This is a genomic window from Pseudomonas sp. RIT357 (assembly GCF_000632245.1).
Taxonomy (GTDB): domain Bacteria; phylum Pseudomonadota; class Gammaproteobacteria; order Pseudomonadales; family Pseudomonadaceae; genus Aquipseudomonas; species Aquipseudomonas sivasensis.
The window spans coordinates 38,216-63,806 of sequence record NZ_JFYX01000010.1; the positions used below are offsets into that span (position 1 = coordinate 38,216).

A 25,591-nucleotide genomic window follows, 5' to 3' on the forward strand; every position below is an offset into this window, starting at 1 on the left:
ATCGGGGGCAAGCCCCCTCCCACATTTGCTTTGCGGTGTTTGATAGTCAGTCGTCGAACCCGACTTGCTCGTGAATTTCGTCCACCTTCAACTCCAACCGATACGCCACCGCAATAAACAGCGCCTGGCACAGGCAGAGGGTCGCGCTCAATGAGCGGAAGGCAAACGACGAGCCTTCATTCACCAACAACACTGCGTTCGCCCGCTTGGCCAGGGGCGACAGGTTGCTGTCGGTGATGATCAGGGTCTTTGCCTGGTGGTGTTGCGCAATGCGCAGGCAGTGCTGGGTCTCTTTGCCGTAGGGCGTGAAGCTGATGGCGATCACCAGATCATTGGCGCGCACGCTGCGCATCTGCTCGCGGTAGCTGCCGCCCAGACCCGAGATCAGATGGATACGCTTGTTGGTGTGCTGCAGGTTGTAGACCAAGTAATCGGCCACCGCGAACGAACGGCGAACACCTACTACATAGATATTGTCGGCATTGACCACCAAGTCCACGGCTTTGTCGAACGCGACGTCATCCAACTCCAGCCCCAGACGCTCAATACCCGACAGCGTGGCGTTGACGCATTCGCGCGCCAGGTCGCCGCCGCTGGCCTTCTGGGATTTGTTGGCAATCATGCTGCGAATGCGCTGCTGGTAGTTCTGTACCGGCGTGGTCTTGTGGGTGTAGGCCTCGCGAAACAGTGCCTGCATTTCACTGAACCCACTGAAGCCGAAACGCTGGGAAAACCGCACGATCGCCGAGGGATGCACTTCGCATTCGCGGGCGATGTCGCTGATGCGGTCGACCATGATGCGGTCGCTCTGTTGGCTCATGTAGCTGGCAATGCGCTTGAGTTGCCGAGGCAGGCTTTCATATTCGTCGGTGATCAGCTGCAACAGGCGTTCGGCATTGACCGGAGGGCTGGCGAGAGGGGCTTCCAGGGTGGTCTCGGGATCGGTGCGGGACATGGGCAATCCTTCTGGCGTGTTCGTCTGATGCGCTGATGGGTGGCGCAAGTCTACAGGGTAGGCGCAAAAAAATACCCCGGCATCACGGCCCCGGTGGGCTGCTGAAACGATGCACGCGGGCTAGGGTGCCATTATGCTGGCTTATTGGAAAAAATATTCCACTAAAAATAATTCTGGAATAAATATTGATTGAGCCCGCTGAACGTTCTAGTCTGCTCTCACCAAGAGCGTGAGCCGTCACCACGGCGGCACCACGCAGGCTGATAAAAATAACAGGAGCCAGCATGGGCCAGACTCGTTTTGCCAGTGGGCGTCAATTGGATCTGATTTGCCTCGGGCGCCTGGGCGTCGACCTCTACGCACAGCAAGTAGGTGCGCGGCTTGAGGACGTGTCCAGCTTCGCCAAATACCTCGGCGGTTCCTCCGCCAACATCGCCTTCGGCACTGCGCGGTTAGGCCTTAAGTCGGCGATGCTGAGCCGCGTGGGTGACGATCATATGGGTCGCTTCCTGGTGGAATCCCTGGCCCGCGAAGGCTGTGATGTCAGCGGCATCAAGGTCGACCCGGAACGGCTCACTGCCCTGGTGCTGCTGGGCCTCAAGGACCGCGAAACCTTCCCGTTGGTGTTCTACCGCGAAAACTGCGCCGACATGGCCCTGCGCGCCGAAGACATCAGCGAAGCCTTTATTGCCTCCAGCAAAGCGCTGCTGATTACCGGCACGCATTTCTCCACCGACGGTGTGTACAAGGCCAGCATCCAAGCGCTGGACTATGCGGCCAAGCACAACGTCAAGCGCGTGTTGGATATCGACTACCGCCCTGTGCTGTGGGGCCTGGCAGGCAAGGCAGATGGCGAGACGCGTTTTGTCGCGGACCAGAATGTCAGCCAGCATGTGCAGAAAATCCTGCCGCGTTTCGACCTGATCGTCGGCACCGAAGAAGAATTCCTGATCGCTGGCGGCAGCGAAGACCTGCTCACCGCGCTGCGCACCGTGCGCGAACTTACGCCTGCCACGTTGGTGGTCAAGCTCGGACCGCAGGGGTGCACGGTCATCCACGGTGCGATTCCTGCGCGCTTGGAAGACGGCGCGATCTACCCTGGCGTGCGTGTGGAAGTGCTCAATGTGCTGGGCGCCGGCGATGCATTTATGTCGGGCTTTCTCAGCGGCTGGATCAATGACGCCAGCGACGAACGTTGCAGCCAACTGGCCAATGCCTGTGGCGGCCTGGTGGTCTCGCGCCACGCTTGCGCTCCGGCCATGCCGACGCCAGCCGAGCTTGATTACCTGTTCAACAGCCCGGTGCCGATCACTCGGCCGGACCAGGACGTGACCCTGCAACGTCTGCACCGTGTCAGCGTGCCGCGCAAGCAATGGAAGCAACTGTTTATTTTCGCCTTTGACCACCGCTGGCAATTGGTCGACTTGGCGCAAAGAGGCGGCCAGGATCCAGCACGCATCAGCGATATCAAGCAGCTGTTTATCCAGGCCATCGAACGCGTGGAAAAAAAGCTCGCCGAGCAGGGCGTTGCCGCCGATGTGGGGTTGTTGGCCGACCAGCGTTTTGGTCAGGACGCGCTCAACGCCGCCAGCGGTCGTGGCTGGTGGATCGCCCGCCCGGTGGAAGTGCAGAACTCGCGGCCCTTGGCTTTCGAGCATGGCCGTTCGATTGGCAGCAACCTGATTGCCTGGCCTCAGGAACAGATCATCAAGTGCCTGGTGCAATTCCACCCCGATGACGAACCCTTGCTGCGCCTGGAACAGGAAGCCCAGCTCAAGGCGGTGTACGAGGCGTCCCTGGTCAGCGGCCATGAATTGCTGCTGGAAGTCATCCCGCCCAAGGATCACCCGTCCACCTACCCGGACGCGCTCTACCGCAGCCTCAAGCGCCTGTACAACCTGGGCATCTACCCGGCGTGGTGGAAAATAGAGGCGCAGTCGGCCGAGGACTGGAAAAAGCTCGACGAGCTGATCCAGGAGCGTGACCCGTACTGCCGTGGCGTGGTGTTGCTGGGCTTGAATGCCTCGGCTGAGTTTCTCGCTGACGGCTTCCAGCAAGCCAGCCAAAGCACCACCTGCCGTGGGTTTGCCGTGGGCCGCACGATCTTCCAGGAACCGAGCCGTTTGTGGATGGCGGGGGAGATTGATGATGAGACGTTGATTCAGCAGGTACAGGCGACCTTTGAGCAATTGATCAACGCCTGGCGCAGTGCGCGAGGCTAAACCCAGTTCCTAATTTGAAATGCAATCCAATGTGGGAGGGGCGGTGCGACGATTCGACTTGCCCCCGATGGCTGAGTGTCAGACAGCACTTCTGTAACTGAACTACCGCTATCGGGGGCAAGCCCCTCCCACATAAAGCAGAAAGCAGATCTCAGTGATACCTGAAAATAATAAAGGTGCAGCCATGCCCGCAATCCGAATTGGCATCAACCCGATCTCCTGGAGTAACGACGACCTTCCGGCCCTCGGCGGTGAAACTCCGCTGAGCACTGCCCTGAGCGAAGGTAAGGAAATCGGCTACGAAGGTTTCGAACTTAACGGCAAATTCCCCAAGGATGCCAAGGGCGTCGGCGACGTATTGCGCCCCTATGACTTAGCGCTGGTCTCCGGCTGGTATTCCAGCCGTCTGGCGCGCCGCTCGGTGGCTGAAGAAATCGAAGCCATTGCCGGCCACGTCGAACTGCTGAAACAAAACGGCGCCAAGGTGCTGGTGTACGGCGAGGTGGCCGATTCGATCCAGGGCTCGCGCATTCGCCTGATCGAACGCCCGCGCTTTCATAGCGAGCAGGCCTGGCAGGAATACGCCGACAAGCTCACTGAGTTAGCGCGTTTTACCTTGTCCCAAGGCGTGCGACTGGCGTACCACCACCATATGGGCGCGTACGTCGAATCCCCGCAAGACATCGACGAGTTGATGCGCCGCACCGGGCCGGAAGTCGGCCTGCTGTTCGATTCGGGCCACTGCTACATGGGCGGCGGCGAACCCCTCGACGTGCTGCGCAAACACATTGACCGCGTGTGCCACGTGCATTTCAAGGACGTGCGCAAACCGGTGGTGCAACTGGCGCGCAACCAGATGTGGAGCTTCCCCGACTGCATCGTCAACGGCACTTTCACCGTGCCCGGCGATGGCGATATCGATTTTGCCGAGTTGCTCGATGTGCTGCTGGCCGCCAAATACGAAGGTTGGCTGGTGGTGGAAGCCGAGCAGGATCCGGCGGTGGCGCCCAGCTATATCTACGCGAAAAAGGGCTATGACACCTTGCGTGCTCTTCTCACTGAGAGGGTTGGACAATGAGTCTGTTGGTCAAAAGCAACAAACGCGGGCAAACCGTGGTTGCCTTGGAAGAGGGGCGTCTGGAATACGTAGGGTTCAAAGCCTACCGTCTGAGTCTCGGTGAAACCTTGCCGGTCAGCGCCGGCGATAAAGAGCTGTGCCTGGTGCTGCTCAGCGGTCGGGTGAATATCGACGGCGAGGGCTTCAACTGGCAGAACCTTGGTGATCGCCAGTCAGTGTTCGAGGAAAAGTCCCCGTTCGCCGCCTACTTGCCGCCGGGCACCGATGCCCAGGTCGCCGCCTTGAGCGACGTACAAATTGCCGTCTGCGCTGCTCCCGGTGCCGGCGGTTACGAACCGCGCCTGATCCGCCCGCAAGACTGCAAGCGCAGCGTACGTGGCAAAGGCGCCAACACCCGTTACGTGTGCGACATCCTGCCCGACACCTCACCGGCCCATTCGCTGCTGGTGGTGGAAGTACGCACGCCGTCGGGTCATTCGTCGAGCTACCCGCCGCACAAGCACGACACCGACGATCTGCCGCACCAAAGCTTTCTTGAAGAGACCTACTACCACCAGATCAACCCGCCCCAGGGTTTTGTGTTCCAGCGGGTCTACACCGACGACCGCAGCATCGACCAAGCCATGGCCGTGGAAAACAGTGACTTGGTGGTGGTGCCCAAGGGCTATCACCCGGTCAGTGTGCCGTACGGCTACGAGTCTTATTACCTGAACGTCATGGCCGGCCCCAAGCGCGCCTGGCATTTCCACAACGACCCGCAGCACAGTTGGCTGCTTGACCTTTAAAACGGTTCTAGACGGAGAACAACAATGAAGTCGCCTCTACGCTTTGCCCTGAACCGCATGGTCGCGCCCAACCTGTCCCTGCCGGATTTCATCCAATTATCGGCGGCGCTCCAGTGCGATGCCATCGAAATTCGCAATGACCTCAAAAACCGTGAAATCGAATACGGCACCCCGGCCAGTCGCGTGCGTGAGTTATGCGCGGTGCAGGGCATTACGGTGCTGTCGATCAACGCGCTGTACCCCTTTGATGTGTGGAACGACGAGCGCCGCGCCCAGGCGATCAAACTCGCTACCTACGCCCGTGAATGCGGCGCCCAAGGCCTGGTGATGTGCCCGCTCAATGAACCGGGCGACACGCGCAACGATGCCCAGCGCGCCGCCGGTTTGCGCACTGCATTGAGTGAGCTGGCGCCGATCCTGCGCGAGTACGGGATTCTCGGTTTCGTCGAACCCCTGGGCTTCGAAGAGTCTGCCCTGCGCCGCAAGCGTGTGGCGGTGGACGCAATCAAGTCCATTGGCGGCCTGGATGTGTTCCGCGTGGTGCACGACACCTTCCACCACCACTTGGCCAATGAACATGAGTTCTTCCCGGAGTTGACCGGCCTGGTGCATATCTCCGGCGTGGAAGATGCCGAGGCGCCGCTCAACTCGATCCGCGACGGCCACCGCGTGCTGGTCGGCGAGGGCGACATCCTCGGCAATGCCGCACAGATCGACACGTTGCTCAGCACCGGTTACAGCGGCTACCTGTCGTTCGAGCCATTTGCCACAAGCGTGCATGAGTTGGCGGATATACAGCAGGCGTTGGGGGCAAGCATCGCCCACCTGCAAAATCGTTAAGGGGCGCGACATGACCACAACACGACTGACCATGGCCCAGGCCCTGGTGAAGTTCCTGGATAACCAATACATCGAAGTTGATGGCGTGCAGAGCAAGTTTGTCGCCGGCGTGTTTACCATTTTCGGCCACGGCAATGTGTTGGGCCTCGGCCAGGCGCTGGAGCAGGACAGCGGCGATTTGGTGGTGCACCAGGGCCGCAACGAGCAGGGCATGGCCCACGCCGCCATCGGTTTTGCCAAGCAGCACCTGCGCCGCAAGATCTACGCGTGCACCGCCTCTGTCGGCCCTGGCGCGGCGAATATGCTGACCGCTGCGGCGACCGCCACCGCCAACCGTATCCCGTTGCTGCTGTTGCCCGGTGATGTCTACGCCAGCCGCCAGCCCGACCCGGTGTTGCAACAGATCGAGCAGTTCCACGACCTGAGCATCAGTACCAACGACGCGTTCCGCTCGGTGAGCAAATACTGGGACCGTATCAACCGTCCTGAGCAACTGATGACCGCCGCAATTCACGCCATGCGCGTGCTCACTGACCCTGCTGAAACCGGCGCGGTAACCCTGGCGCTGCCTCAGGATGTGCAGGCCGAAGCCTGGGACTACCCTGATTATTTCTTGCAAAAACGCGTGCACCGTATCGACCGCCGTCCGGCCACCGCCTCGATGATTGGCGATGCGTTGGCGGCTTTCCGAGGCAAGCGCAAGCCGCTGATTATCTGTGGCGGCGGCGTAAAGTACTCCGGCGCGAATGCTGCGTTGCAGGCGTTTGCCGAGCGTTTTGATATTCCGTTCGCTGAAACCCAGGCGGGCAAAAGTGCGGTGGTCTCAAGCCATCCGCTGAACGTGGGCGGTATCGGTGAAACCGGCTGCCTGGCCGCCAACCTGCTGGCGCCAGAGGCCGACTTGATCATCGGTATCGGTACCCGCTATACCGACTTCACCACCTCATCCAAGTCACTGTTCAAACATGGCGAGGTGACGTTTCTCAACTTGAATATCAGCCCCGCCGACGCCTTGAAGCTGGACGGCGTGCAGGTGTTGGCCGATGCCAAATTGGCCCTGCAAGCGCTGGCCGATGCCCTCGGCGATTATCGCTCCGGTTGGGGCTCGCAGATCAGTGAGGCCAAGGCGCAGTTGGACGCCGAAGTGGACCGTGTGCACCAGGTGGAATACCAGGGTGATGACTTTGTGCCTGAGGTCGATGACCACCTGGACCGCGCTGTACTGCGCGAATTTATCGAGCTGACTGGCTCGTGCCTGACCCAAAGTCGCGTACTCGGCGTGCTCAATCAAACCCTGGCCGATGACGCGATCATCGTGGCCGCCGCCGGCAGTTTGCCTGGCGACTTGCAGCGCGCCTGGCGCAGCAAGGGCGTCAACACCTACCACGTCGAATACGGCTACTCGTGCATGGGCTACGAGATCAATGCTGCGCTGGGCGTGAAGCTGGCCGAGCCGACCAAAGAGGTCTACGCGCTGGTCGGCGATGGCTCCTACATGATGCTGCACTCGGAGCTGGCCACCTCCATCCAGGAGCGACGCAAGATCAACGTAGTGCTGCTGGACAACATGGCCTTCGGCTGCATCAACAACCTGCAGATCGGCAATGGCATGGACAGCTTCGGTACCGAATTCCGCTACCGCAACCCCGAGAGCGGCAAGCTCGACGGTGGCCTGGTGCCGGTGGATTTCGCCATGAGTGCGGCGGCCTACGGCTGCAAGACCTACAAGGTCAGCACCGTGGAGCAGCTTGAAGCGGCCCTGGCCGATGCGCGCACGCAAACCGTCTCGACCCTGATCGACATCAAAGTGCTGCCCAAGACCATGATCCACGGCTACCTGTCGTGGTGGCGGGTAGGCGTGGCGCAGGTTTCCACCAGTGAGCGCACCAACGCAGCGGCGAAAAAACTCAATGAACACCTGGCGAAGGCCCGGCAGTACTAATAACAAGAGGAGTGTTTGTATGTCTTTGAAGCTTGGAGTGATCGGTACCGGCGCCATTGGCCGCGACCATATTCGTCGTTGCAGCCAGACCTTGCTCAACAGCCAGGTGGTGGCGGTGACCGATATCAACCTTGAGCAGGCCGCCAAGGTGGTTGCGGAGTTGAAGCTGGACGCCGAGGTGTATCCGGACGGCCACGCGCTGATCAACTCGCCGCAGGTGGAAGCGGTGCTGGTGACCTCGTGGGGCCCGAGCCATGAAGAATTCGTGCTCGCGGCCATCGCCGCCGGCAAGCCGGTGTTCTGTGAAAAGCCGCTGGCGGTGACTGCCGAAGGCTGCCGCAAGATCGTCGAGGCCGAAGTGGCCCACGGCAAGCGCCTGGTGCAGGTGGGCTTCATGCGCCCGTATGACGAAGGCTATCGCGCCCTCAAGGCCGTGATCGACAGCGGCCAGATCGGCGAGCCGTTGATGCTGCATTGCGCGCACCGCAACCCGACGGTGGGCGAGAACTACAAGACCGATATGGCGATCACCGACACCCTGATCCACGAGTTGGACGTGCTGCGCTGGTTGCTCAACGACGACTACGTATCAGTGCAAGTGGTGTTTCCACGCAAGACCAGCAAGGCCTTGGCCCACCTGCGTGACCCGCAGATCGTGCTGCTGGAAACCGCCAAGGGCACCCGTATCGATGTGGAAGTGTTTGTGAACTGCCAGTACGGCTACGACATCCAGTGCGAAGTGGTAGGGGAGACCGGCATCGCCAAATTGCCGGAGCCTTCACAAGTGCAATTGCGCAGCGGTGCCAAACTGTCGAACGCAATTTTGATGGACTGGAAGGACCGTTTTATCGGTGCCTATGACGTGGAGTTGCAGGCCTTCATTGATAGCGTGCGCGCTGGGCAGGTCGGTGGGCCGTCGGCGTGGGATGGGTTTGCGGCGGCGGTGGCAGCGGATGCGTGTATTGAGGCGCAGGGCAGTGAGCAGATTGTGAAGGTGAGCTTGCCGGATCGTCCGCACTTCTACGGCTAACACTCGGTCAATGTGGGAGGGGGCTTGCCCCCGATAGCGGTGGGTCAGCAATAAATTTGTTTCTGATCCACCGCTATCGGGGGCAAGCCCCCTCCCACAGTTGATTGGGTTTCCAATTCAACTCAGGAGTTGATCATGCGAATCGGACTAGTCGGCTACGGCCACGGAGGGCGCTTTTTTCATGCGCCGCTGATTGCGACTTTGCCGGGTGCGACGTTTGTCGGCGTGGTGACGCGCTCACCAGAGCGGCGCCAGCAATTAAGTACTGATCTTCCAGGTGTGAAGGCCTTTGACAGCATTGGCCAGATCGTCGAAGCCGGTGTCGATGCGCTGGTCATTTCCACCACCCTCAAGGGCCGCCCGGCGCTGGTGCTGGAAGCCATCGAACACGGTGTGGCGGTGGTCAGCGACAAACCCTTTGCCGCCAACGCCGAACAGGCCCAGGCGCTGATCACCGCTGCCGAACGCCATGAAGTGTTGCTCAGCGTCTACCAGAACCGGCGCTGGGACTCGGATTATCTGACCTTGCGCAAGCTCATCGACGCCGGTGCACTGGGCACCATCACTCGTTTCGAATCCCGCGTGGAACGCTTCAGCCCTCAAGCGGTGGGCAATGCCAGTGGCGGGGGTTGGCTGCGTGATCTGGGCAGTCATCTGGTGGACCAGGCGCTGCAATTGTTTGGCCCGGTGGACCGGGTGTTCGCACAATTGCACTACACCGCCGAACACCCCAGCGTCGACCACGGTTTCTTCGTCTCCCTGACCCATGCCAACGGGGTTATTTCCCATCTCTGGGGCAACGCCCTGCAAAACAGCCAGGCCCCGCGCTTTCGGGTGAGTGGCACCTTGGGTTGTTACACGGTGGACGGGCTGGATGGCCAGGAAGAAGCGCTGATGGCGGGCAAATCGCCGAAAACCGAAGGCGAGCACTGGGGCGCCGAGGAGCACCGCCGCTGGGGCTGGTTTGAGCAAGGTGATGAGCGTGAACGGGTGCCTTCAGAAAAGGGCTGCTGGACGCAGTTTTACCGGCAACTGCAAGCGGCCGTGCAAGGGCAGGGACCCTTGCCGGTAGATGCCTATGACGCGCTGGAAACCACCCGTATATTGGACGCCGCACGCCTGAGCGCCGAGCGTCAGCAGGTGGTTTCAACAAAAATAGAATAAAATTCTAAAACAGGTTGATATGGAAATTATTTTCCAATAAAGTCTTTTCCAGGTTGCATAAAGTACGTCTTGGGCTCGACCCCGGCGACTCAACAAAAACAAGATCAAAAACAACCAGGTACCGTCAGATGAAAATCTTCAACGCTGTACTGCGAGTTTTACGCCCTGCCCACACGCCCCGCGGTCTGCCCCGCGCCCGGCCGTTCTACTTCTCCTTCCTTAATGTGCTGTGCGTCGAAAACCAAGGCGCGCTGGTCTGCTGCATTCCTGGCGCCCCGGTCGTTCGACTGCCCGCCGAGCTCTGATAAACGCAACGTCCAAAAAACCAACAAGAAAGTGGAGACAGACCGTTCATGAAGACCCCGATCCGTTTTACCGCGCTGGCTTTATCCATGATGCTGGCCAGCGGTTTTGCTAGCGCCGCCGACATCAAGGACGGCGTGAGCATGTCCGCGTTCGATGACACCTTCCTCACTTACCTGCGCGAAGACATGGATAAGCAAGCCAAGTCCTATCCCAAGGGCGACGGCGTGCAGTTGCAGTTCGAAGACGCCCGCGCCGATGTGGTCAAGCAACTGAGCCAGGTCGAGAACTTTATCAGTCAGAAAGTCGACGCCATCATCGTCAACCCGGTCGACACGGCTTCCACCAAAAACATCATCAACGCCGCGACCAAGGCGGGCATCCCGCTGGTGTTCGTCAACCGCCGTCCGGACCAGAAAGACCTGCCCAAGGACGTAGTGGCCGTAACCTCCGATGACGTCGAGGCCGGCAAGCTGCAAATGCAGTACATCGCTGAAAAACTCGGCGGCAAGGGCAAGATCGTGATCCTGCTGGGCGACCTGGCGAACAACTCCACCACCAATCGCACCAAGGGCGTGAAGGAAGTGTTGGCCAAGTACCCGGACATCAAGATCGAACAGGAACAGACCGGCATCTGGCTGCGGGACAAAGGCATGACCCTGGTCAATGACTGGCTGACCCAAGGCCGCGAGTTCAACGCGGTGTTGGCCAACAACGATGAGATGGCGATCGGCGCATCCATGGCCTTGAAATCGGCTGGCAAGGAAAAAGGCAGTGTGCTGATCGCCGGGGTCGACGGTACGCCGGACGGCTTGAATGCGATCACCAAGGGTGACATGGCCGCCTCTGCGTTCCAGGACGCCAAGGGCCAGGCGGTGGGCTCGGTGGAAGCGGCGCGCAAGATGGCCAAGAAAGAGCCGGTCGAGCAGAACGTGATCATCCCGTTCCAACTGATCACTCCGGAAAACGTCGCCAAGTTCAAGTAGCCCAGACATAACAACAATGAACCGGCAGGGCGGTCGTGCCCGCCCTGCTGATGGAGTACCTCCCTATGCTCGCTCAAGCCGTTGTCTCGCAGCCTCCCGGTATCCAGCCGCTGGCGCAGGAAGAACCCTACCTGCTGGAAATCGTCAACATCAGCAAAGGCTTTCCCGGCGTCGTCGCCTTGGCCGACGTACAACTGCGTGTGCGCCCCGGCACGGTGCTGGCGCTGATGGGCGAGAATGGTGCGGGTAAATCGACCTTGATGAAAATCATCGCCGGTATCTATCAGCCGGATGCTGGCGAAATCCGTCTGCGCGGCAAGCCCATCGTCTTTGAAACACCCCTGGCGGCCCAGAAAGCCGGGATCGCGATGATCCACCAGGAACTCAACCTGATGCCCCATATGAGCATCGCCGAAAACATCTGGATCGGCCGCGAGCAGCTCAACAGCCTGCACATGGTCAACCACCGCGAAATGCACCGCTGCACCGCCGAGTTGCTGGCGCGCCTGCGCATCAACCTGGACCCCGAGGAACACGTGGGTAACCTGAGCATCGCCGAACGGCAGATGGTCGAGATTGCCAAGGCCGTGTCCTACGACTCCGACATCCTGATCATGGATGAGCCGACTTCGGCCATTACCGAAAAGGAAGTGGCCCACCTGTTTTCGATCATTGCCGACCTCAAGTCGCAGGGCAAAGGCATCGTCTACATCACGCACAAAATGAACGAAGTGTTTGCCATCGCCGATGAAGTGGCGGTGTTCCGCGACGGCCATTACATCGGCCTGCAACGTGCCGACAGCATGAACAGCGACAGCTTGATCTCGATGATGGTGGGGCGCGAGCTGAGCCAGCTGTTCCCGGTGCGCGAGACGCCTATCGGCGAATTGCTGATGTCGGTGCGCGACTTGACCCTGGATGGCGTGTTCAAGGACGTCTCCTTCGACCTGCATGCTGGCGAGATCCTCGGTATTGCCGGGTTGATGGGCTCGGGCCGTACCAACGTGGCGGAAACCATCTTTGGCATCACCCCAAGCAGCAGCGGGCAGATCACCCTGGATGGCGCGCCGGTACGCATTACCGACCCGCACATGGCCATCGAGAAAGGCTTTGCGCTGCTGACTGAGGACCGCAAGCTCAGCGGCCTGTTCCCGTGCCTGTCGGTGCTGGAAAACATGGAGATGGCGGTACTGCCGCACTATTCGGGTAACGGTTTTATCCAGCAGAAAGCCCTGCGTGCGCTGTGCGAAGACATGTGCAAGAAGCTGCGGGTGAAAACCCCGTCTCTTGAGCAGTGCATCGACACCTTATCCGGTGGCAATCAGCAGAAAGCCTTGCTCGCCCGGTGGTTGATGACCAATCCGCGGTTGCTGATCCTGGATGAGCCGACCCGAGGCATCGACGTCGGTGCCAAGGCCGAGATTTATCGCCTGATCTCCTTCCTCGCCAGCGAAGGCATGGCGGTGATCATGATTTCCTCGGAGCTGCCTGAAGTGCTGGGCATGAGCGACCGGGTGATGGTGATGCACGAGGGTGAACTGATGGGCACCCTGGACCGTGCGGATGCGACCCAGGAAAAAGTCATGCAGTTGGCCTCCGGTATGACCGTAGTCCACTGACGAACAGCCGTGCGGGCCTGCGGTTGGTCCGCACCATAGAATAAGAAGGTGATTGGCTATGAACGCGATAACAGACAACAAGCCTGCCACGGCACCGGTCAAGAACCGGCGGCGACTGCCCACCGAGCTGAGTATCTTCCTCGTGCTGATCGGCATCGGGCTGGTGTTTGAGTTGTTCGGCTGGATCGTGCGTGACCAGAGCTTTTTGATGAACTCCCAGCGGCTGGTGCTGATGATCCTGCAAGTATCGATCATCGGCCTGCTGGCCATCGGGGTGACGCAGGTAATCATCACCACGGGGATCGACCTGTCTTCGGGCTCGGTGCTGGCGCTGTCGGCGATGATTGCCGCCAGTTTGGCTCAGACTTCTGACTTTTCCCGGGCGGTGTTCCCGTCGCTGACCGATCTGCCCGTGTGGATTCCGGTGGCGATGGGGTTGGGTGTGGGGCTGCTGGCAGGGGCGATCAACGGCAGCATCATTGCTGTCACCGGTATCCCGCCGTTTATCGCGACACTGGGCATGATGGTTTCGGCCCGTGGTCTGGCGCGTTATTACACGGAAGGCCAGCCGGTGAGCATGCTCTCGGACTCGTACACGGCTATTGGTCATGGCGCGATGCCGGTGATCATCTTCCTGGTGGTGGCGGTAATCTTCCATATCGCCCTGCGCTACACCAAGTACGGCAAGTACACCTACGCCATCGGCGGCAACATGCAGGCGGCGCGGACCTCGGGGATCAACGTCAAGCGTCACCTGATCATCGTCTACAGCATCGCCGGCCTCCTGGCAGGCCTGGCAGGTGTGGTGGCTTCGGCACGCGCCGCCACGGGGCAGGCGGGCATGGGCATGTCTTATGAGCTGGACGCGATTGCGGCAGCGGTCATCGGCGGCACCAGCCTGGCGGGCGGGGTAGGGCGTATTACCGGTACGGTGATCGGCGCGCTTATCCTTGGGGTGATGGCCAGCGGGTTTACCTTTGTGGGGGTGGATGCGTATATCCAGGACATCATCAAAGGCTTGATCATCGTGGTGGCGGTGGTGATCGACCAGTACCGCAACAAACGCAAACTCAAACGCTGACGCGGTACAAACTGTGGGAGGTGCGGTGCGACGATTTGACTGAGGGCAAGTCGAATCGTCGCACCGCACCTCCCACATTTAATCATCAACAGTCTGTTTCAACCGTTTGTCTTCTATATAGCTCCACAACACTGAATTTCTTGCTATAAACGCACTCCGATAACCATTCGCCAAGCCCGTCCTGGTGCCTTTTGGGGTTGTATCGGTAAAAATGCCTGTCTTTTCAGTTGCTGCGCCCTCAAGTCGGCCTTAGACTGCCGCCCCTCGTAAATTGAGTGCCGGGTGGCGCTTGGAATGGATGGCGCCCTTCCGAGACCTGCAGAGGTCGGCCGGAACGCTCCCTTATTCGCCTTAATGCACGTATTTTTTATAGAGAAATCAATGACAAAGGAAAAGTTGCTGGCCATGCCGGCGGATGACTACATGAATGCCGAACAGCACGCTTTTTTTGAGCAATTGCTGCAAGACATGAAAGTGGAGCACCACGAGCGCATTGAACAGAACCGTATCGCCATTGAAAGCCTGGACACTCCGGCTGACCCGGCCGACGCCGCTTCCGTTGAAGAAGAGCGCACCTGGCTGGTAAACGCCATCGACCGCGACCAGCGCATGCTGCCGCAGCTTGAGCGTGCACTGGAACGCATCAAGGAAGATTCCTTTGGCTGGTGCGATGACAGCGGTGAGCCTATCGGCCTCAAGCGCCTGTTGATCAGCCCGACCACCAAGTACTGCATCGAAGCGCAAGAGCGCCACGAGCAGATCGACAAGCATCAGCGCCAAGCCTGATGCGGTGAAGCTGGGGGCCGCCCGCGCGGTTCCCCAGAGAAAGACCCCCGTTACGCCCGTCTATTGATCTGCTGCAGCCCACCCCACTAAAGGCCCATGGATAATGGCCCGATAGTGGCGTTAAATGCAGACACAATAACGACAAGCAGTGGGGTAATGAAGATGGCTGGAGACGGAACTCTGATGGGCGCAGCAGTGCCACCCCAAGCGGTGGTGCGCGGGTTGCCCGGCTGGTTGATGCCGCTCTTGCAGAGCACTGCCCTGGTGCTGGTACTGCTGGGCCTTGCTTATGCCAGCCTGCCGCTGTACCTCTGCCTGCCACTGGCCTTGCTGGTCATCTGGTTGCCCCGCCTGAAAAGTCCCAAGCCTGTGATCGAGCAGTCTGCCGCCGTCGATGCGATAGGCGAGCTGACCCGCGACCTGTCCTATACCACCAGCCATAACGCACTGTCCGCCGCCGGAGTGGCGTATTCGGTCAAGCAGCTGGCTGCGCGCGTGCAATCGCAATTGAGCGCCGCCAAGCAGATTGTCAGCAGTGCCGAAGTGATGATCGGCACCGAAAAAGTCACTTCCCAACTGAGCCGCGAGGCTTTGGATGCTGCCAGCCAAGCCCATCAGCGCAGCACCGAAGGTCGTGAAGTTCTGGCCCAGTCGATCATCCGCATGCACCAGCTCAGCCAACGTGCCAATGCCAGCCGCGAGTTGATCGAGGCCTTGAGCCAGCGCAGCGAAGAAATCCAGCGCGTCACCCTGGTGATCCAGTCCATCGCCAGCCAGACCAACCTGCTGGCGCTTAACGCCGCCATTGAAGCGGCGCGGGCGGGCGAGCATGGGCGCGGGTTTGCCGTGGTGGCGGACGAAGTGCGTGGCCTGGCCGGTCGTACGGCCACCGCCACCGATGAAGTTGGGTTGATGGTGGCGGATATCCAGCAGCGCACGGCTCAGGTGGTGGAGCAGATTCGCCAGCTGTCGGCGGACTTGCACACCGGTGTCGAGCAGGTGGAGCAGGCTGGCGAACAACTTCACAGCATCGCCAGCCTGGCAGCGGATGTGGAAGGGCAGGTCAATGAGATCGCCCAGGGCGCCGACACCAACCGCGCCCAACTCGACAGCCTATTCCACGCCGTTGAACAGATGCGCAGCGACCTGGATATAAGCGACCAGCAAACCCGCCAATTGGCCGACGCCGCTGTGCAAATGGAAGGGCAGGCGGAAACCATCAGCGAGCGCCTCGCCGAGGTCGGGCTCGATGACTATCACCAGCGTGTCTACGACCTGGCGCGGGAGGGGGCTGGCCGCATTGCCGAGCAGTTCGAGGCGGATGTGCAGCAAAACCGCATCAGCCTGGACGACCTGTTCGACCGCAGCTACACGCTGATCCCCAAAACCAGCCCGAGCAAGTACCACACGCGGTTCGACGGTTATACCGACCAGGTGTTGCCGGCGATTCAGGAAGCGCTGCTGCCACGTCACGAAGGGTTAGTGTTTGCGATTGCCTGCACGCCCCAAGGCTATGTGCCGACCCACAACAACGCGTTTTCCCAGGCGCTGACCGGTGATACCCAAGTAGACGCGGTGCAGAATCGCACCAAGCGCAAGTTCGACGACCGCACCGGGATTCGTTGCGGCAGCCATCAACAAGCGGTGTTGTTGCAGACCTACACCCGCGATACCGGCGAGTTGATGCACGATTTGTCGGTACCTATCATGGTCCGTGGGCGGCATTGGGGTGGCTTGCGTCTGGGCTATAAGCCGGAGGCGGCGAAGGCTGTGCGTTAGGCACAGTTACAGGTAGGGCAAGCGCCTGCGAGCCGCAGGCCGCCTGCGTCGAGTGGGTTACTGCGGTTGATGCAGGCGCTGGTTGAGCTCATCTACGGGGATGGCCCAGTCAGCGTCTTCACGCAGTTCTTCCTTCAGAAACTGAGCCTGTTGCGGCGTCCAGAACGGTGCGTCGATCAACTTCACGTCGTCACTCAGCGGGTGCGCGACAATGAAGGCGTCGATGGCTTGCGGCGACGAGTCCAGGCCCAGTTGTTCGAATAACGTTTCGAGTGTAGGTATTGGCGCGTCCATATCGGTCTCCCTGCAGGTTTCTGGATGGTTATGCATGGGAGGCTTGTGGCGCGGTAGAGTTCGATCGGATTGTCAGGAGGTCAGCGCGCCTGAATCCACCGCAGTCTTGAGCGCCTGGGCGGATTCTTTTCCAGCGATGGCGGCGGAATCCAGCGTCTTGAACCAACGGTCCTTTTCCACCTGATGCGTGGTGACAGTGGTCAACGGTGGCTTGGCGCGCATCACGATCACTGCTTGAAACTCACCGTCTACTTCCCTTGCGTCGCCGTGGATGAAAAATTCGCCAATATCAAATTCCGTCACGTATAGCCTTCCCTTCGAGGTAACCAACTGCACTGATGAAACCCGACCCGAACGGGGCCAATTTCAATGGACAGGCCAGTATGGCAGTTGTTGAGGGGTGGCGGCGCAGTAAAGTCATCCGGGTGACGAAACGATCCCCCCGAGCAGGGAGGCCTCCAGCCGCTTGGCCAGTTCACAGGCCTCGATGTGGTCGCTGCGAAAGCCTTTGATCCTGCCGCTGGTCACTTCGCGGATATGAAAGAAGTTTCTTCCGGCGGGTACTACTTGGTAAAGAACTGATTGAGGGTACCCGTTGGGACTGTGCAAGCAGTAGTATGGATGTTCGTCCTGCCATGATGAACGAGTGCTGGAAGGCATAGCGTTGTATTGGCGTCGTTGCATGGTCAGCTCCTGTCGATCGATCTTTGTTGACCCAGCAGCAGCGTTACAGGTGGTTTTAACCTGTGTTGCTGTTTTAGTATTGTCGTCGGCAGTTGGCGTCTGGTTCCACGCCGAGGCGTTTTTTGTTTGTATACGCTGTCGGAAACTGCGTTTTTAATAGTGTTATTTTCTGAAGCGGGTCGACCAGTATTCTCTGGTTATTGAACCTGTGATCTCCTGCGATTCGCGATGACCTTGCATGAGGCCCATCGTGTGCGTCTGCACTAGTCTCCTGGAGCGCAGCCGCGAGATCTTCTTCAGTTTTTTCTATGATTGTGTTGTGTGATCGAGCCGAGATGGCCGTTTTTTTGTGCTGCCCGCTCTGGCGGACAGCGCTCTTTTCGATGTGGGGGCGTTTCCTTGGCAGTCAGTAATCTGGATATGCACGCGTTGTTCGTGCTGGGTGATTTGCGCGCAAAGTTGGTCAAACAGTTTCAATCCCGTTTCGTTTACATCACTGAGCAGACGCCGGAAGGCATCTATATCGCCGAAATAGACACGGAAGCGGCGATGGTCGTAGATGACAAGCCGCGCTTGGAACTCAAGGTGGGTGACCATTTTCGTGCCGCGGTATTGCCCAGTCGCGAAGGTGGCAAGTTCGAACTCAAGTTCCGCGACATCAAGTTGACGGTGTATGGCCTGGGCGACTATGCCTTTGTGTCGACGGCCGAAGGTCACGGCATCGTCTTCAAGGAAGGCCATAGCGTGATGCTGGTGTTTGCGGCCAATGAACAACTGCAGGAAGGCCTGACCAAAACCCTCAAAGCCGTGACCGGCAAGGCCGCCAAATGGCGCAAGGGTGAGCTGGTAACGTTCAAGGCCAGCGAATAGCCAACAAATACTGCGAACATCTCCTATCTCCCGGAACCTCTACTACAGTTGAGTTGACTTAACTATTCAGAGGCTTCGCGCATAGCAGCAAAGCCGTCCGCTGTTTGCTGCGATATCGCGAGGTGCAAGGGCATGAAAGGATTGAGAACGCTGTTGGCTGCGTCGTTTACGGCCCTGAGTCTGTCTGTCTCGGCCGCGCAGGCGCCGGTACACTTTGCCGACCTGAACTGGGAAAGCGGCAGCCTGATCACCGAAATACTGCGGGTGATTGTCGAGAAGGGTTACGACCTGCCCACCGACACCTTGCCCGGTACCACTATTACGCTGGAAACCGCCCTGGCCAAGAACGACATTCAGGTCATCGGCGAAGAGTGGGCAGGGCGCAGCCCGGTGTGGGTGAAGGCCGAGGCCGAAGGCAAGGTTGTCGGCCTGGGCGATACGGTCAAAGGTGCCACCGAGGGTTGGTGGGTGCCGGAATACGTGGTCAAGGGCGATCCCGCCAAAGGCATCAAGCCTCTGGCACCGGACCTTAAAAGCGTAAAAGACCTGGCTCGTTACAAGGACGTGTTCAAAGACCCGGAATCCCCAGGCAAAGGACGCTTCCTTAACAGCCCCATCGGCTGGACCTCGGAAGTGGTCAACAAGCAGAAGCTCAAGGCCTATGGCCTTGACGACAGTTATGTGAACTTTCGCAGTGGTTCGGGGGCGGCACTGGATGCCGAAATTGCCTCGTCGATCCGCCGTGGCAAGCCGGTGCTGTTCTACTACTGGTCGCCGACGCCCTTGATGGGCCGCTATAAGTTGATCCAGCTGGAAGAACCACCGTTCGATGCCGAGGCCTGGAAAACGCTGACGGATGCGGATAATCCTGATCCGAAGCCTACGCGGTCTTTGGCGTCCAAGTTGAGCATCGGTGTGTCTACTCCGTTCCAGAAGGAACACCCGCAGATTGCGGCGTTTTTCGAGAAGGTCGAGTTTCCGATTCAGCCGCTGAACAAAGCCTTGGCGACCATGAGCGAGAACCACACACCGCCACGTGACGTGGCTCAGGCGTTTATGAAAGAACACCCTGAAGTGTGGAAGGCTTGGTTGACGGAGGATGTGGCGGGGAAAGTTGAAGCCAGCCTGAAATGATCCGTAATGTGGGAGGGAGCAAGCCGAATCGTCGCACCGCACCTCCCACATTGTGAACACGTTGCTGTTTAGAACTTGGTTTGCACCGCCACTTCAAAGGTCCTCGGCGAACCGAGGTAGTAAGCCGGCGATACATGCGCAAACTCGGCATACACCTCATTGGTCAAGTTGCGCACCCGCCCAGTCACCGACGTGTGCGCATCCACGTTGTAGCGCAGGAACGTCCCGAACAGGGTGTAGGCAGGGACGGTCATCGTGTTGGCATTATCTGCGTACACCTCGGCGACATACCGCGCATCCACGCCGCCTTGCCAGTCCTCGGCGAAATCATAAGTCATCCACACATTCCCCACGCGCTTGGGCACGTTGGTCGGCGTGTTGCCTTTACGCGAAACCACTGCGCCGCTGGCGATTTTCTCGTTGAACTCGTCGTACTCCGCATCCACCCAGGCGAAGTTGCCCTCTGCCAGAAGCTTTGGTGTGATGCGCAGCGAACTCGCCAACTCGATGCCCTTGGACGACTGCGCGCCGACCGGGATGCTGGTGGTCGGGTCCTGTGGGTCGGTGACGGCAAAATCCTTGCGCTCAATCCTGTAGGCGGCCACGGTCGCCGAGCCACGCCCGTCCAAGTAGTCAAACTTGCTGCCCACTTCCCACTGCTTGCCGGTCGAGACGTCGAACACCTGAGTGGTGGTAGTGGGCTGCTCGGCGGCGGTGCTGTATTGCACGTAGACATTGGCTGAGGGGATGAACTGGTACGTCAGGCCCACGCGGCCTGTCACTGGCTCCCAACGGCGCTTGAAGTGCCGTGGGTTAGTAGCCGTGACAACGCGGTGGTTGGTCACATCCAGATCGATGGCGTCGTAACGCAGGCCGCTGAGCAGCGAGAGTTTATCGGTTAGGCCCAGTCGGTTTTCCACGAACAGTGCTTTGGTGGTGACTTCATTAGTCTTGTCCTTACCGAACTTTTCCTGGGTTCGCGGGATGTCGTAGAAGTGCCCGGGATTGAAGTCGTTTGGATCCACCGTGCTGTTACCCGGCATATTCCAGGGCGTGCTGGTGGTGCTGTTGACCTTGTACTCAAAGCCGCCGGACCAAGTGGTCGACAGGCCGAACAGGCTGTCGTCATGGCGCAGCTCGAACTGGTTGCCGTTCTGTTCGCCTTGATGGCGCACTTGGTAGGCTGTGGACCGGTTCACCGCGCTGTTATTGGTGGTGTACTGGTAGGTCTCCAGGTTGCGGTAGTCGCGCTGGCTGTCGAGGTGGTAGAGGGTGTTTTTCAGCGTGGTGCTGTCGTTGATCCGGTAGTCGATGATCGAGCGTGCCCACAGCGTGCGCTGTTCATAACGACCGTCTGCCACGTTGTAGTTGTTGAAGCGGTTGTGTGTGTCGATCTTCAGCTCGCCTGCCTTGGGGTTGAGCACCGGTGTACCCCAATACGGGCTGTCTTCGTGTTCATCCTGATACTCCAGGGCCAGGGTGTGTGACAGGTCGGGAGTGAGGTCACTGAGCAGGGAAAACGCCAGGCTCCAGGCATCGCGCTGAGCGCGGTCGATGTAGCTGTGATTGGTATTGCGGCTGACATCCAGGCGCGCATAGTGCTGCACCTCGGCACCCGGTTCGGTCAACGCTTGGTTCACGCCAAAAGCCATGCCGGCCGTGTCGTAGCTGCCATAGGTCAGTTGGCCTTCGGCGGCTTGATCCTCACGGGTCGCTAACTTGGTGACGTAGTTCAGTGAGCCGCCCACGGAGCCAGCGCCGTTGATCAAGGAGGAGGGGCCGCCGACCAGTTCCACCCGGTCATAGATCCACGCATCCACGGGACGCGCCAGGCCGGTGGCGACGTTGATCCCATTGAACATTTGGGTGATCTGGCTGCTGGTAAATCCACGATAAGACACAAACCCACCGAAACCCGGCGGTGCGCTGGCGTTGACGCCGGGCAGGGTGTTGGCTGCATCGCGGAAGGTCTTGGCGCCATGACGCTCGATATCGTTGCGATTGGCTATGGCCACCGACGCCGGGGTTTCCCGCACGCTCAATCCCAAGCGCGAAGCCACGCCGCTGGACTGATCCAGGGACAGGCCAGGCTCGGCAGTTGATTCTCCATCAATGGTGGTCGGGGCCAGCTCAATGGCCCAGGCGCAGACAGGCAGGCAGCCGAACAGGCCCGCCAACAGGGGTAAATGTTTCATGGTTGAATCCTGAAAAACTTGGCTTGAAAGCAATGCACAGCCGTCCGTATCTCCTTGGAAAAACGGTGGCCGGTGCAGATCGGAAAGCGAAGGGATCAGGCGAAGGCAGGGGGCGCGCGCGGGTTAGCCGCGGGCCAGGTGAAGCGAGCAGGGATGTCGGCGGCCAGCACAATGGCCGGCGGTGGCGCATGGGGTTGCGGCAACACCGCCACATTCAGGCTGGAACTGAGCGCCGGTCCCATCCCGCCGGAGGAGCACAGCGGACAACCAAACGCCTTGGACAGCGTGGGCAGGTTCTCATCGGTGGAGTTGGACGGCTGGGGCGCCTGGGTACGCGGGTCCACGGTACAGAACTGACCGCCGATGCCATTGAGCTTCATCCCCACCATCTGCCCATGACCAATACTGCAGACGAACACATTGAACAGGACGCAGCAATACAGCATCCAGGCAATGAGCGAGCGGTCGGCACGGGCGAATTTCATGGGGCGGCACTTTAGCATCAGCTGCCGACGAAATGCCTGCAAAAAATCTCTGGGCGACTATCCTGTTTCGCACCTTTAAGGAGAGCCAGCCATGAGCTTTGTCATCGCGCGGTGGATTGTCGGCATTTTTACCTGCATCAGCATGGTCCACCTGTACTGGGCGGCGGGAGGCAAACTCGGTAGCCTCGCCGCCATCCCCCAACTCCCCGGCGAATTCGCCAGCGGGCCACGCCCGGCGTTTAAACCGTCGGCATTGGGCACTTTTCTGGTGGCGATGGGGCTGGTGGCGATTGCGCTGCTCGTGTGTCTTCGGGCTGGGCTTTATTTCTCGCCAGTGTCCCATGGGGCATTGCAGTGGGGGATCAGCGCGATTGCCTTGGTGATGTTTGCCAGGGCGATTGGGGACTCGGAGTTGGTCGGGTTTTTCAAGAAAGTCAGTGGGTCGCGGTTTGCGAGTATGGACACGTGGTTTTATTCGCCTTTGTGCCTGGCGTTGGGGGTAGGGTTGTTGGTGGTGGCGTGGGGGTGATGGACGGATCGCTTTTTCAGATCCCTGGATCATGACTGGATGAAGTACCAGTTTTGAACCAGAGAAATTCGTGGGAGCCCACCCATGTCTCGGCAGAGGGCTACACAAAAAAGCGGTCCAACTGATTGCATCAGTACACGGGGAAAACTTTCTCAAATAAAAAACGATCTCATTCCTGCCCGATTTGCGGACATGGCCGTCATGGTTAATAGAACCTCTATTACGCAGGATTTCCCATGTCGCGCCTCGCTCGTCCCGTGCATCCACTGGCTCTGTCAGTGGCGATGGCTTTTGCCGCAGTGCCGTTGCTGAATGTCCAATCCGCCGTTGCCGAAGAAAGCAGCCGCGCTGTGCGTAGCTTCCAGATCCCGGCCGGTGACTTGAGCCAGGCCCTCAATAGCCTGGCCGAGCAGGCGGGGCTGGTGTTGGCCTTTGATGCAAGCTTGACTCGGGGCAAACGTAGCAATGGCTTGAGCGGGCAATACGACACCGATGTGGCCCTGAACCAACTGCTGGCCGGCAACGGCCTGCAAGCCTTGAAGATTTCCGCCGACCGCTACCGCCTGGAAGCTATCCCGGATAACGGCGGCGCCATGGAGTTGCAGCCCACCACCATCAGCGCTGCCTACCAGGCTGAAAGCCCCACTGGGCCGGTGTCCGGCTATGTGGCCACGCGCAGCCTGTCGGGAACCAAGACCGACACCGCGCTGATTGAAACCCCGCAGTCGATCTCCATCGTGACCAGAGACCAGATGCGTGCGCAGAACGCCGAGAGCCTCAACCAGATCCTGCGCTACAGCGCCGCTGTGGTCCCGGAAACCCGTGGCGCTACCGCCTCGCGTCTGGACCAATTGACCATCCGCGGATTTGCTCCGGCCACCTACCTTGATGGCCTGCGGATGCCATCGAGTCGTGATGCCTTGCCGCAAAAAGACGCCTTCGACCTGGAGCGTGTTGAAGTGCTACGCGGTCCGGCGTCGGTGCTCTACGGTCAGGGCACACCGAGCGGGGTAATTAACATGGTCACCAAGCGCCCGCTGGACACGCCGTTTCATGAAGTGGGCGTCGAATACGGCACCTTCGACAAGAAACGCACCACCTTCGATTTGAGCGGGCCGATAGACGATCAGGGCGTGTACTCGTACCGTGTTGCCGGACTTTTCGACGATGCCGATGGTCAGGTCGAACACACCGAGACCCGCCGCCAGTCGCTGTCGACCGCGTTCACCTGGCGCCCGGACGATGCCACGTCGCTGACGCTGCTCGGGCATTTTCAAAAGGACCCCAAGGGCGCGTCCTACGGATCAGTGCCCGCCTGGGGCTCGGTATTGCACAGTCCAACCGGGCGCAGCATTGATGTGGATTTCTACGACGGTGAAAAGAGCTTTGAGAAGAGCGACCGCGAGTATTACTCCATCGGTTACGCCTTCGAACATCACTTCGATGACGTGTGGACCGTACGCCAAAACGCGCGTTACCTGCGCAGTGAAGGCCAATACCGTAGCCTCTACAGCAACTACCTGCTGACGGATTATCGGACTATCCGCCGTTCGACTATCGCCACTGATGTGGACATGGACGCTTATACCCTCGACAACCAGGTCCAGGCCAAATTCGACACGGGCCCGTTTCAGCACACCTTGCTGATGGGGCTCGATTATCAGAACACCAGCACCGACACCCTGTCCGGCTCAGGCACCTACACTGCCGGGCCAACCCTGGATATTTTCAACCCGGTCTACGGCGCAGCCGTTGCGGTACCGGCGTACACCACCGACGGCACGTCGCGTAGCGAACAGACCGGCGTCTACCTGCAAGAGCAGATGAAGTGGGATAAGTGGGTGTTGCTGCTGGGTGGTCGTTATGACTGGGCCAGCACCGAGAGCAGCACCAAAACTCTTCGCACGGGCGTCAAGAGTCAATCCTCGCTGGACAGCAAAGCCTTCACAGGTCGTGTCGGCCTGGTCTATCTCTTCGATAATGGCTTGGCGCCGTATGCCAGCTATTCGGAATCCTTCAACCCGCAGTCGGGCACCGGGTATGGCGGCTCGGTGTTCAAGCCGACCGAAGGTAAACAGTATGAAATCGGCATCAAATACCAGCCGCCGGGCAGTAACAGCTTTATCACGGCGGCGATCTTTGACCTGCGCCAGAGCAACGTACTGACGACCGATCCGGACCCTACGCACCTGTGCGGCACCGGTCGTTGCCAGAGCCAGGACGGCGAAGTGCAATCCCGTGGTTTTGAGTTGGAAGGTAAGGCCAGCCTCAATGACAACTTGGACATCACTGCGGCGTACGCGTACCTGGATAACCGCATCAGCAAGTCCAACAATACCGTGCGCTATGCACCCATCAGCGACATCGGCGTAGGCCCGGCCATCAACGCAGAGGGCACCACCACTTACGCGGTTCCGCGTCACACCGCCTCGGCGTGGGCGGACTACACCTTCCATGACGGCAACCTCAAGGGTTTTGGTGCCGGCGCCGGTGCGCGTTATGTCGGCTCTTCGTGGGGCGATACGGCTAACACCCTGAAAGTACCGGGCTACACCTTGTTCGATGCGGCGGTGCACTACGACATCAAGAACATCGTCAACCTCAAGGACAACCTGCGCCTGGCGCTGAACGCTACCAACCTGGCGAATAAAGAGTATGTCGCGTCGTGCTATTCCTACTCGTGGTGCTGGTATGGCTCGCAGCGCACGGTGCAGGCGAGTGCGACTTATCAGTGGTGACTGCCTGCAACGTTGTAATGGGTGAACGCTGTGAGGCGAGCGTGCTCGCCAACAACCCGTTCACTCGATAAGGCAATTTAATGGCCCCTTTG

Annotated in this window: 24 protein-coding genes; 17 read left to right on the forward strand and 7 right to left on the reverse strand. The window is 59.5% G+C overall.

Annotation, left to right across the window (positions count from 1 at the left end; translation table 11 throughout):
• Window positions 1-46: 46 nt before the first annotated feature.
• Together BW43_RS18880 and BW43_RS28760 are read right to left on the reverse strand one after the other, a co-directional pair.
• Window positions 47-955, reverse strand: coding sequence for a MurR/RpiR family transcriptional regulator (locus tag BW43_RS18880; protein WP_032885775.1), 909 nt, complete (start codon window positions 953-955; stop codon window positions 47-49).
• 82 nt (window positions 956-1,037) lie between these two features.
• On the reverse strand, window positions 1,038-1,241 hold the full coding sequence (locus BW43_RS28760; RefSeq protein WP_143499427.1) for a hypothetical protein: 204 nt from the start codon (window positions 1,239-1,241) through the stop codon (window positions 1,038-1,040).
• On the opposite strand from BW43_RS28760, the gene iolC reads away from it, so the two are divergent.
• From iolC to BW43_RS18820, 13 genes are all read left to right on the forward strand, one after another.
• A complete protein-coding gene (gene iolC / locus BW43_RS18875) occupies window positions 1,240-3,177 on the forward strand; it encodes a 5-dehydro-2-deoxygluconokinase (protein ID WP_032885777.1) in 1,938 nt (645 codons plus the stop codon). The genes BW43_RS28760 and iolC overlap by 2 nt on opposite strands.
• Before the next feature lie 184 nt (window positions 3,178-3,361).
• Window positions 3,362-4,255, forward strand: coding sequence for a myo-inosose-2 dehydratase (gene iolE, locus BW43_RS18870; protein ID WP_032885779.1), 894 nt, complete (start codon window positions 3,362-3,364; stop codon window positions 4,253-4,255).
• Entirely contained in the window at window positions 4,252-5,040 is a 789-nt protein-coding gene (gene iolB, locus BW43_RS18865; protein WP_032885780.1) for a 5-deoxy-glucuronate isomerase, read from the forward strand. The genes iolE and iolB overlap by 4 nt, the downstream gene beginning before the upstream one ends.
• Before the next feature lie 24 nt (window positions 5,041-5,064).
• The gene (locus tag BW43_RS18860; RefSeq protein WP_032885781.1) at window positions 5,065-5,880 is read left to right on the forward strand and encodes a TIM barrel protein; all 816 of its coding nucleotides are present in this window, start codon (window positions 5,065-5,067) and stop codon (window positions 5,878-5,880) included.
• Window positions 5,881-5,890: 10 nt separating this feature from the next.
• Complete coding sequence (gene iolD, locus BW43_RS18855; RefSeq protein ID WP_032885782.1) at window positions 5,891-7,822, forward strand: 3D-(3,5/4)-trihydroxycyclohexane-1,2-dione acylhydrolase (decyclizing); 1,932 nt, start codon at window positions 5,891-5,893, stop codon at window positions 7,820-7,822.
• A 19-nt stretch (window positions 7,823-7,841) separates the two neighbouring features.
• Window positions 7,842-8,852 carry a Gfo/Idh/MocA family protein gene (locus BW43_RS18850; protein WP_032885784.1) on the forward strand — a complete coding sequence of 337 codons (1,011 nt, stop codon included), beginning with the start codon at window positions 7,842-7,844 and terminating at the stop codon, window positions 8,850-8,852.
• 135 nt (window positions 8,853-8,987) lie between these two features.
• Complete coding sequence (locus BW43_RS18845; RefSeq protein ID WP_032885785.1) at window positions 8,988-10,016, forward strand: Gfo/Idh/MocA family oxidoreductase; 1,029 nt, start codon at window positions 8,988-8,990, stop codon at window positions 10,014-10,016.
• Window positions 10,017-10,144: 128 nt separating this feature from the next.
• Complete coding sequence (locus tag BW43_RS28925) at window positions 10,145-10,321, forward strand: hypothetical protein (protein WP_163033238.1); 177 nt, start codon at window positions 10,145-10,147, stop codon at window positions 10,319-10,321.
• Window positions 10,322-10,369: 48 nt separating this feature from the next.
• Complete coding sequence (locus BW43_RS18840; RefSeq protein WP_032885786.1) at window positions 10,370-11,305, forward strand: sugar ABC transporter substrate-binding protein; 936 nt, start codon at window positions 10,370-10,372, stop codon at window positions 11,303-11,305.
• Between the two features lie 65 nt (window positions 11,306-11,370).
• Complete coding sequence (locus BW43_RS18835; protein WP_032885787.1) at window positions 11,371-12,924, forward strand: sugar ABC transporter ATP-binding protein; 1,554 nt, start codon at window positions 11,371-11,373, stop codon at window positions 12,922-12,924.
• Window positions 12,925-12,982: 58 nt separating this feature from the next.
• Entirely contained in the window at window positions 12,983-14,005 is a 1,023-nt protein-coding gene (locus BW43_RS18830; RefSeq protein WP_032885788.1) for an ABC transporter permease, read from the forward strand.
• Between the two features lie 381 nt (window positions 14,006-14,386).
• Window positions 14,387-14,791, forward strand: coding sequence for a TraR/DksA C4-type zinc finger protein (locus BW43_RS18825; protein WP_010564800.1), 405 nt, complete (start codon window positions 14,387-14,389; stop codon window positions 14,789-14,791).
• Window positions 14,792-15,337: 546 nt separating this feature from the next.
• The gene (locus BW43_RS18820; RefSeq protein ID WP_371260699.1) at window positions 15,338-16,570 is read left to right on the forward strand and encodes a methyl-accepting chemotaxis protein; all 1,233 of its coding nucleotides are present in this window, start codon (window positions 15,338-15,340) and stop codon (window positions 16,568-16,570) included.
• 57 nt (window positions 16,571-16,627) lie between these two features.
• Here BW43_RS18820 and BW43_RS18815 read toward each other — a convergent pair whose 3' ends face one another.
• The 3 genes from BW43_RS18815 to BW43_RS28250 form a co-directional block, all read right to left on the reverse strand.
• The gene (locus tag BW43_RS18815; protein ID WP_032885790.1) at window positions 16,628-16,864 is read right to left on the reverse strand and encodes a DUF2789 domain-containing protein; all 237 of its coding nucleotides are present in this window, start codon (window positions 16,862-16,864) and stop codon (window positions 16,628-16,630) included.
• Window positions 16,865-16,936: 72 nt separating this feature from the next.
• A complete protein-coding gene (locus BW43_RS18810) occupies window positions 16,937-17,167 on the reverse strand; it encodes a hypothetical protein (protein WP_032885791.1) in 231 nt (76 codons plus the stop codon).
• A 114-nt stretch (window positions 17,168-17,281) separates the two neighbouring features.
• The gene (locus BW43_RS28250) at window positions 17,282-17,548 is read right to left on the reverse strand and encodes a hypothetical protein (protein WP_163033237.1); all 267 of its coding nucleotides are present in this window, start codon (window positions 17,546-17,548) and stop codon (window positions 17,282-17,284) included.
• 420 nt (window positions 17,549-17,968) lie between these two features.
• Here BW43_RS28250 and BW43_RS18805 point away from each other — a divergent pair, with 420 nt between their 5' ends.
• Window positions 17,969-18,418 carry a hypothetical protein gene (locus BW43_RS18805; protein ID WP_032885792.1) on the forward strand — a complete coding sequence of 150 codons (450 nt, stop codon included), beginning with the start codon at window positions 17,969-17,971 and terminating at the stop codon, window positions 18,416-18,418.
• Between the two features lie 132 nt (window positions 18,419-18,550).
• Window positions 18,551-19,552 (forward strand): ABC transporter substrate-binding protein, encoded by a 1,002-nt coding sequence (locus tag BW43_RS18800; protein WP_032885793.1) that lies wholly within the window; start codon window positions 18,551-18,553, stop codon window positions 19,550-19,552.
• 68 nt (window positions 19,553-19,620) lie between these two features.
• On the opposite strand, the gene BW43_RS18795 is transcribed toward BW43_RS18800, so the two are convergent.
• Both BW43_RS18795 and BW43_RS18790 read right to left on the reverse strand, forming a co-directional pair.
• On the reverse strand, window positions 19,621-21,747 hold the full coding sequence (locus BW43_RS18795) for a TonB-dependent siderophore receptor (protein WP_032885795.1): 2,127 nt from the start codon (window positions 21,745-21,747) through the stop codon (window positions 19,621-19,623).
• Window positions 21,748-21,842: 95 nt separating this feature from the next.
• On the reverse strand, window positions 21,843-22,232 hold the full coding sequence (locus tag BW43_RS18790; RefSeq protein WP_032885796.1) for a DUF2946 domain-containing protein: 390 nt from the start codon (window positions 22,230-22,232) through the stop codon (window positions 21,843-21,845).
• A 91-nt stretch (window positions 22,233-22,323) separates the two neighbouring features.
• On the opposite strand from BW43_RS18790, the gene BW43_RS18785 reads away from it, so the two are divergent.
• Together BW43_RS18785 and BW43_RS18780 are read left to right on the forward strand one after the other, a co-directional pair.
• On the forward strand, window positions 22,324-22,761 hold the full coding sequence (locus BW43_RS18785; RefSeq protein ID WP_032885797.1) for a DUF3995 domain-containing protein: 438 nt from the start codon (window positions 22,324-22,326) through the stop codon (window positions 22,759-22,761).
• 236 nt (window positions 22,762-22,997) lie between these two features.
• Window positions 22,998-25,499: a TonB-dependent siderophore receptor gene (locus BW43_RS18780; protein ID WP_032885799.1), complete on the forward strand. Its 2,502-nt coding sequence runs from the start codon at window positions 22,998-23,000 to the stop codon at window positions 25,497-25,499.
• Window positions 25,500-25,591 lie beyond the last annotated feature (92 nt).

Bases quoted from the DNA above. Each gene is read 5' to 3' on its own strand.
- BW43_RS18840 (WP_032885786.1), top strand. From the start codon at position 10,370: ATGAAGACCCCGATCCGTTTTACCGCGCTGGCTTTATCCATGATGCTG.
- iolE (WP_032885779.1), top strand. From the start codon at position 3,362: ATGCCCGCAATCCGAATTGGCATCAACCCGATCTCCTGGAGTAACGAC.
- BW43_RS18820 (WP_371260699.1), top strand. From the start codon at position 15,338: ATGATCGGCACCGAAAAAGTCACTTCCCAACTGAGCCGCGAGGCTTTG.
- iolC (WP_032885777.1), top strand. From the start codon at position 1,240: ATGGGCCAGACTCGTTTTGCCAGTGGGCGTCAATTGGATCTGATTTGC.
- BW43_RS18845 (WP_032885785.1), top strand. From the start codon at position 8,988: ATGCGAATCGGACTAGTCGGCTACGGCCACGGAGGGCGCTTTTTTCAT.
- iolD (WP_032885782.1), top strand. From the start codon at position 5,891: ATGACCACAACACGACTGACCATGGCCCAGGCCCTGGTGAAGTTCCTG.
- BW43_RS18805 (WP_032885792.1), top strand. From the start codon at position 17,969: ATGCACGCGTTGTTCGTGCTGGGTGATTTGCGCGCAAAGTTGGTCAAA.
- BW43_RS18825 (WP_010564800.1), top strand. From the start codon at position 14,387: ATGACAAAGGAAAAGTTGCTGGCCATGCCGGCGGATGACTACATGAAT.
- BW43_RS18790 (WP_032885796.1), bottom strand. From the start codon at position 22,232: ATGAAATTCGCCCGTGCCGACCGCTCGCTCATTGCCTGGATGCTGTAT.
- BW43_RS18830 (WP_032885788.1), top strand. From the start codon at position 12,983: ATGAACGCGATAACAGACAACAAGCCTGCCACGGCACCGGTCAAGAAC.
- BW43_RS18835 (WP_032885787.1), top strand. From the start codon at position 11,371: ATGCTCGCTCAAGCCGTTGTCTCGCAGCCTCCCGGTATCCAGCCGCTG.
- BW43_RS18780 (WP_032885799.1), top strand. From the start codon at position 22,998: ATGTCGCGCCTCGCTCGTCCCGTGCATCCACTGGCTCTGTCAGTGGCG.
- BW43_RS18800 (WP_032885793.1), top strand. From the start codon at position 18,551: ATGAAAGGATTGAGAACGCTGTTGGCTGCGTCGTTTACGGCCCTGAGT.
- iolB (WP_032885780.1), top strand. From the start codon at position 4,252: ATGAGTCTGTTGGTCAAAAGCAACAAACGCGGGCAAACCGTGGTTGCC.
- BW43_RS18795 (WP_032885795.1), bottom strand. From the start codon at position 21,747: ATGAAACATTTACCCCTGTTGGCGGGCCTGTTCGGCTGCCTGCCTGTC.
- BW43_RS18850 (WP_032885784.1), top strand. From the start codon at position 7,842: ATGTCTTTGAAGCTTGGAGTGATCGGTACCGGCGCCATTGGCCGCGAC.
- BW43_RS28250 (WP_163033237.1), bottom strand. From the start codon at position 17,548: ATGCAACGACGCCAATACAACGCTATGCCTTCCAGCACTCGTTCATCA.
- BW43_RS18880 (WP_032885775.1), bottom strand. From the start codon at position 955: ATGTCCCGCACCGATCCCGAGACCACCCTGGAAGCCCCTCTCGCCAGC.
- BW43_RS28760 (WP_143499427.1), bottom strand. From the start codon at position 1,241: ATGCTGGCTCCTGTTATTTTTATCAGCCTGCGTGGTGCCGCCGTGGTG.
- BW43_RS18785 (WP_032885797.1), top strand. From the start codon at position 22,324: ATGAGCTTTGTCATCGCGCGGTGGATTGTCGGCATTTTTACCTGCATC.
- BW43_RS18860 (WP_032885781.1), top strand. From the start codon at position 5,065: ATGAAGTCGCCTCTACGCTTTGCCCTGAACCGCATGGTCGCGCCCAAC.
- BW43_RS18815 (WP_032885790.1), bottom strand. From the start codon at position 16,864: ATGGACGCGCCAATACCTACACTCGAAACGTTATTCGAACAACTGGGC.
- BW43_RS28925 (WP_163033238.1), top strand. From the start codon at position 10,145: ATGAAAATCTTCAACGCTGTACTGCGAGTTTTACGCCCTGCCCACACG.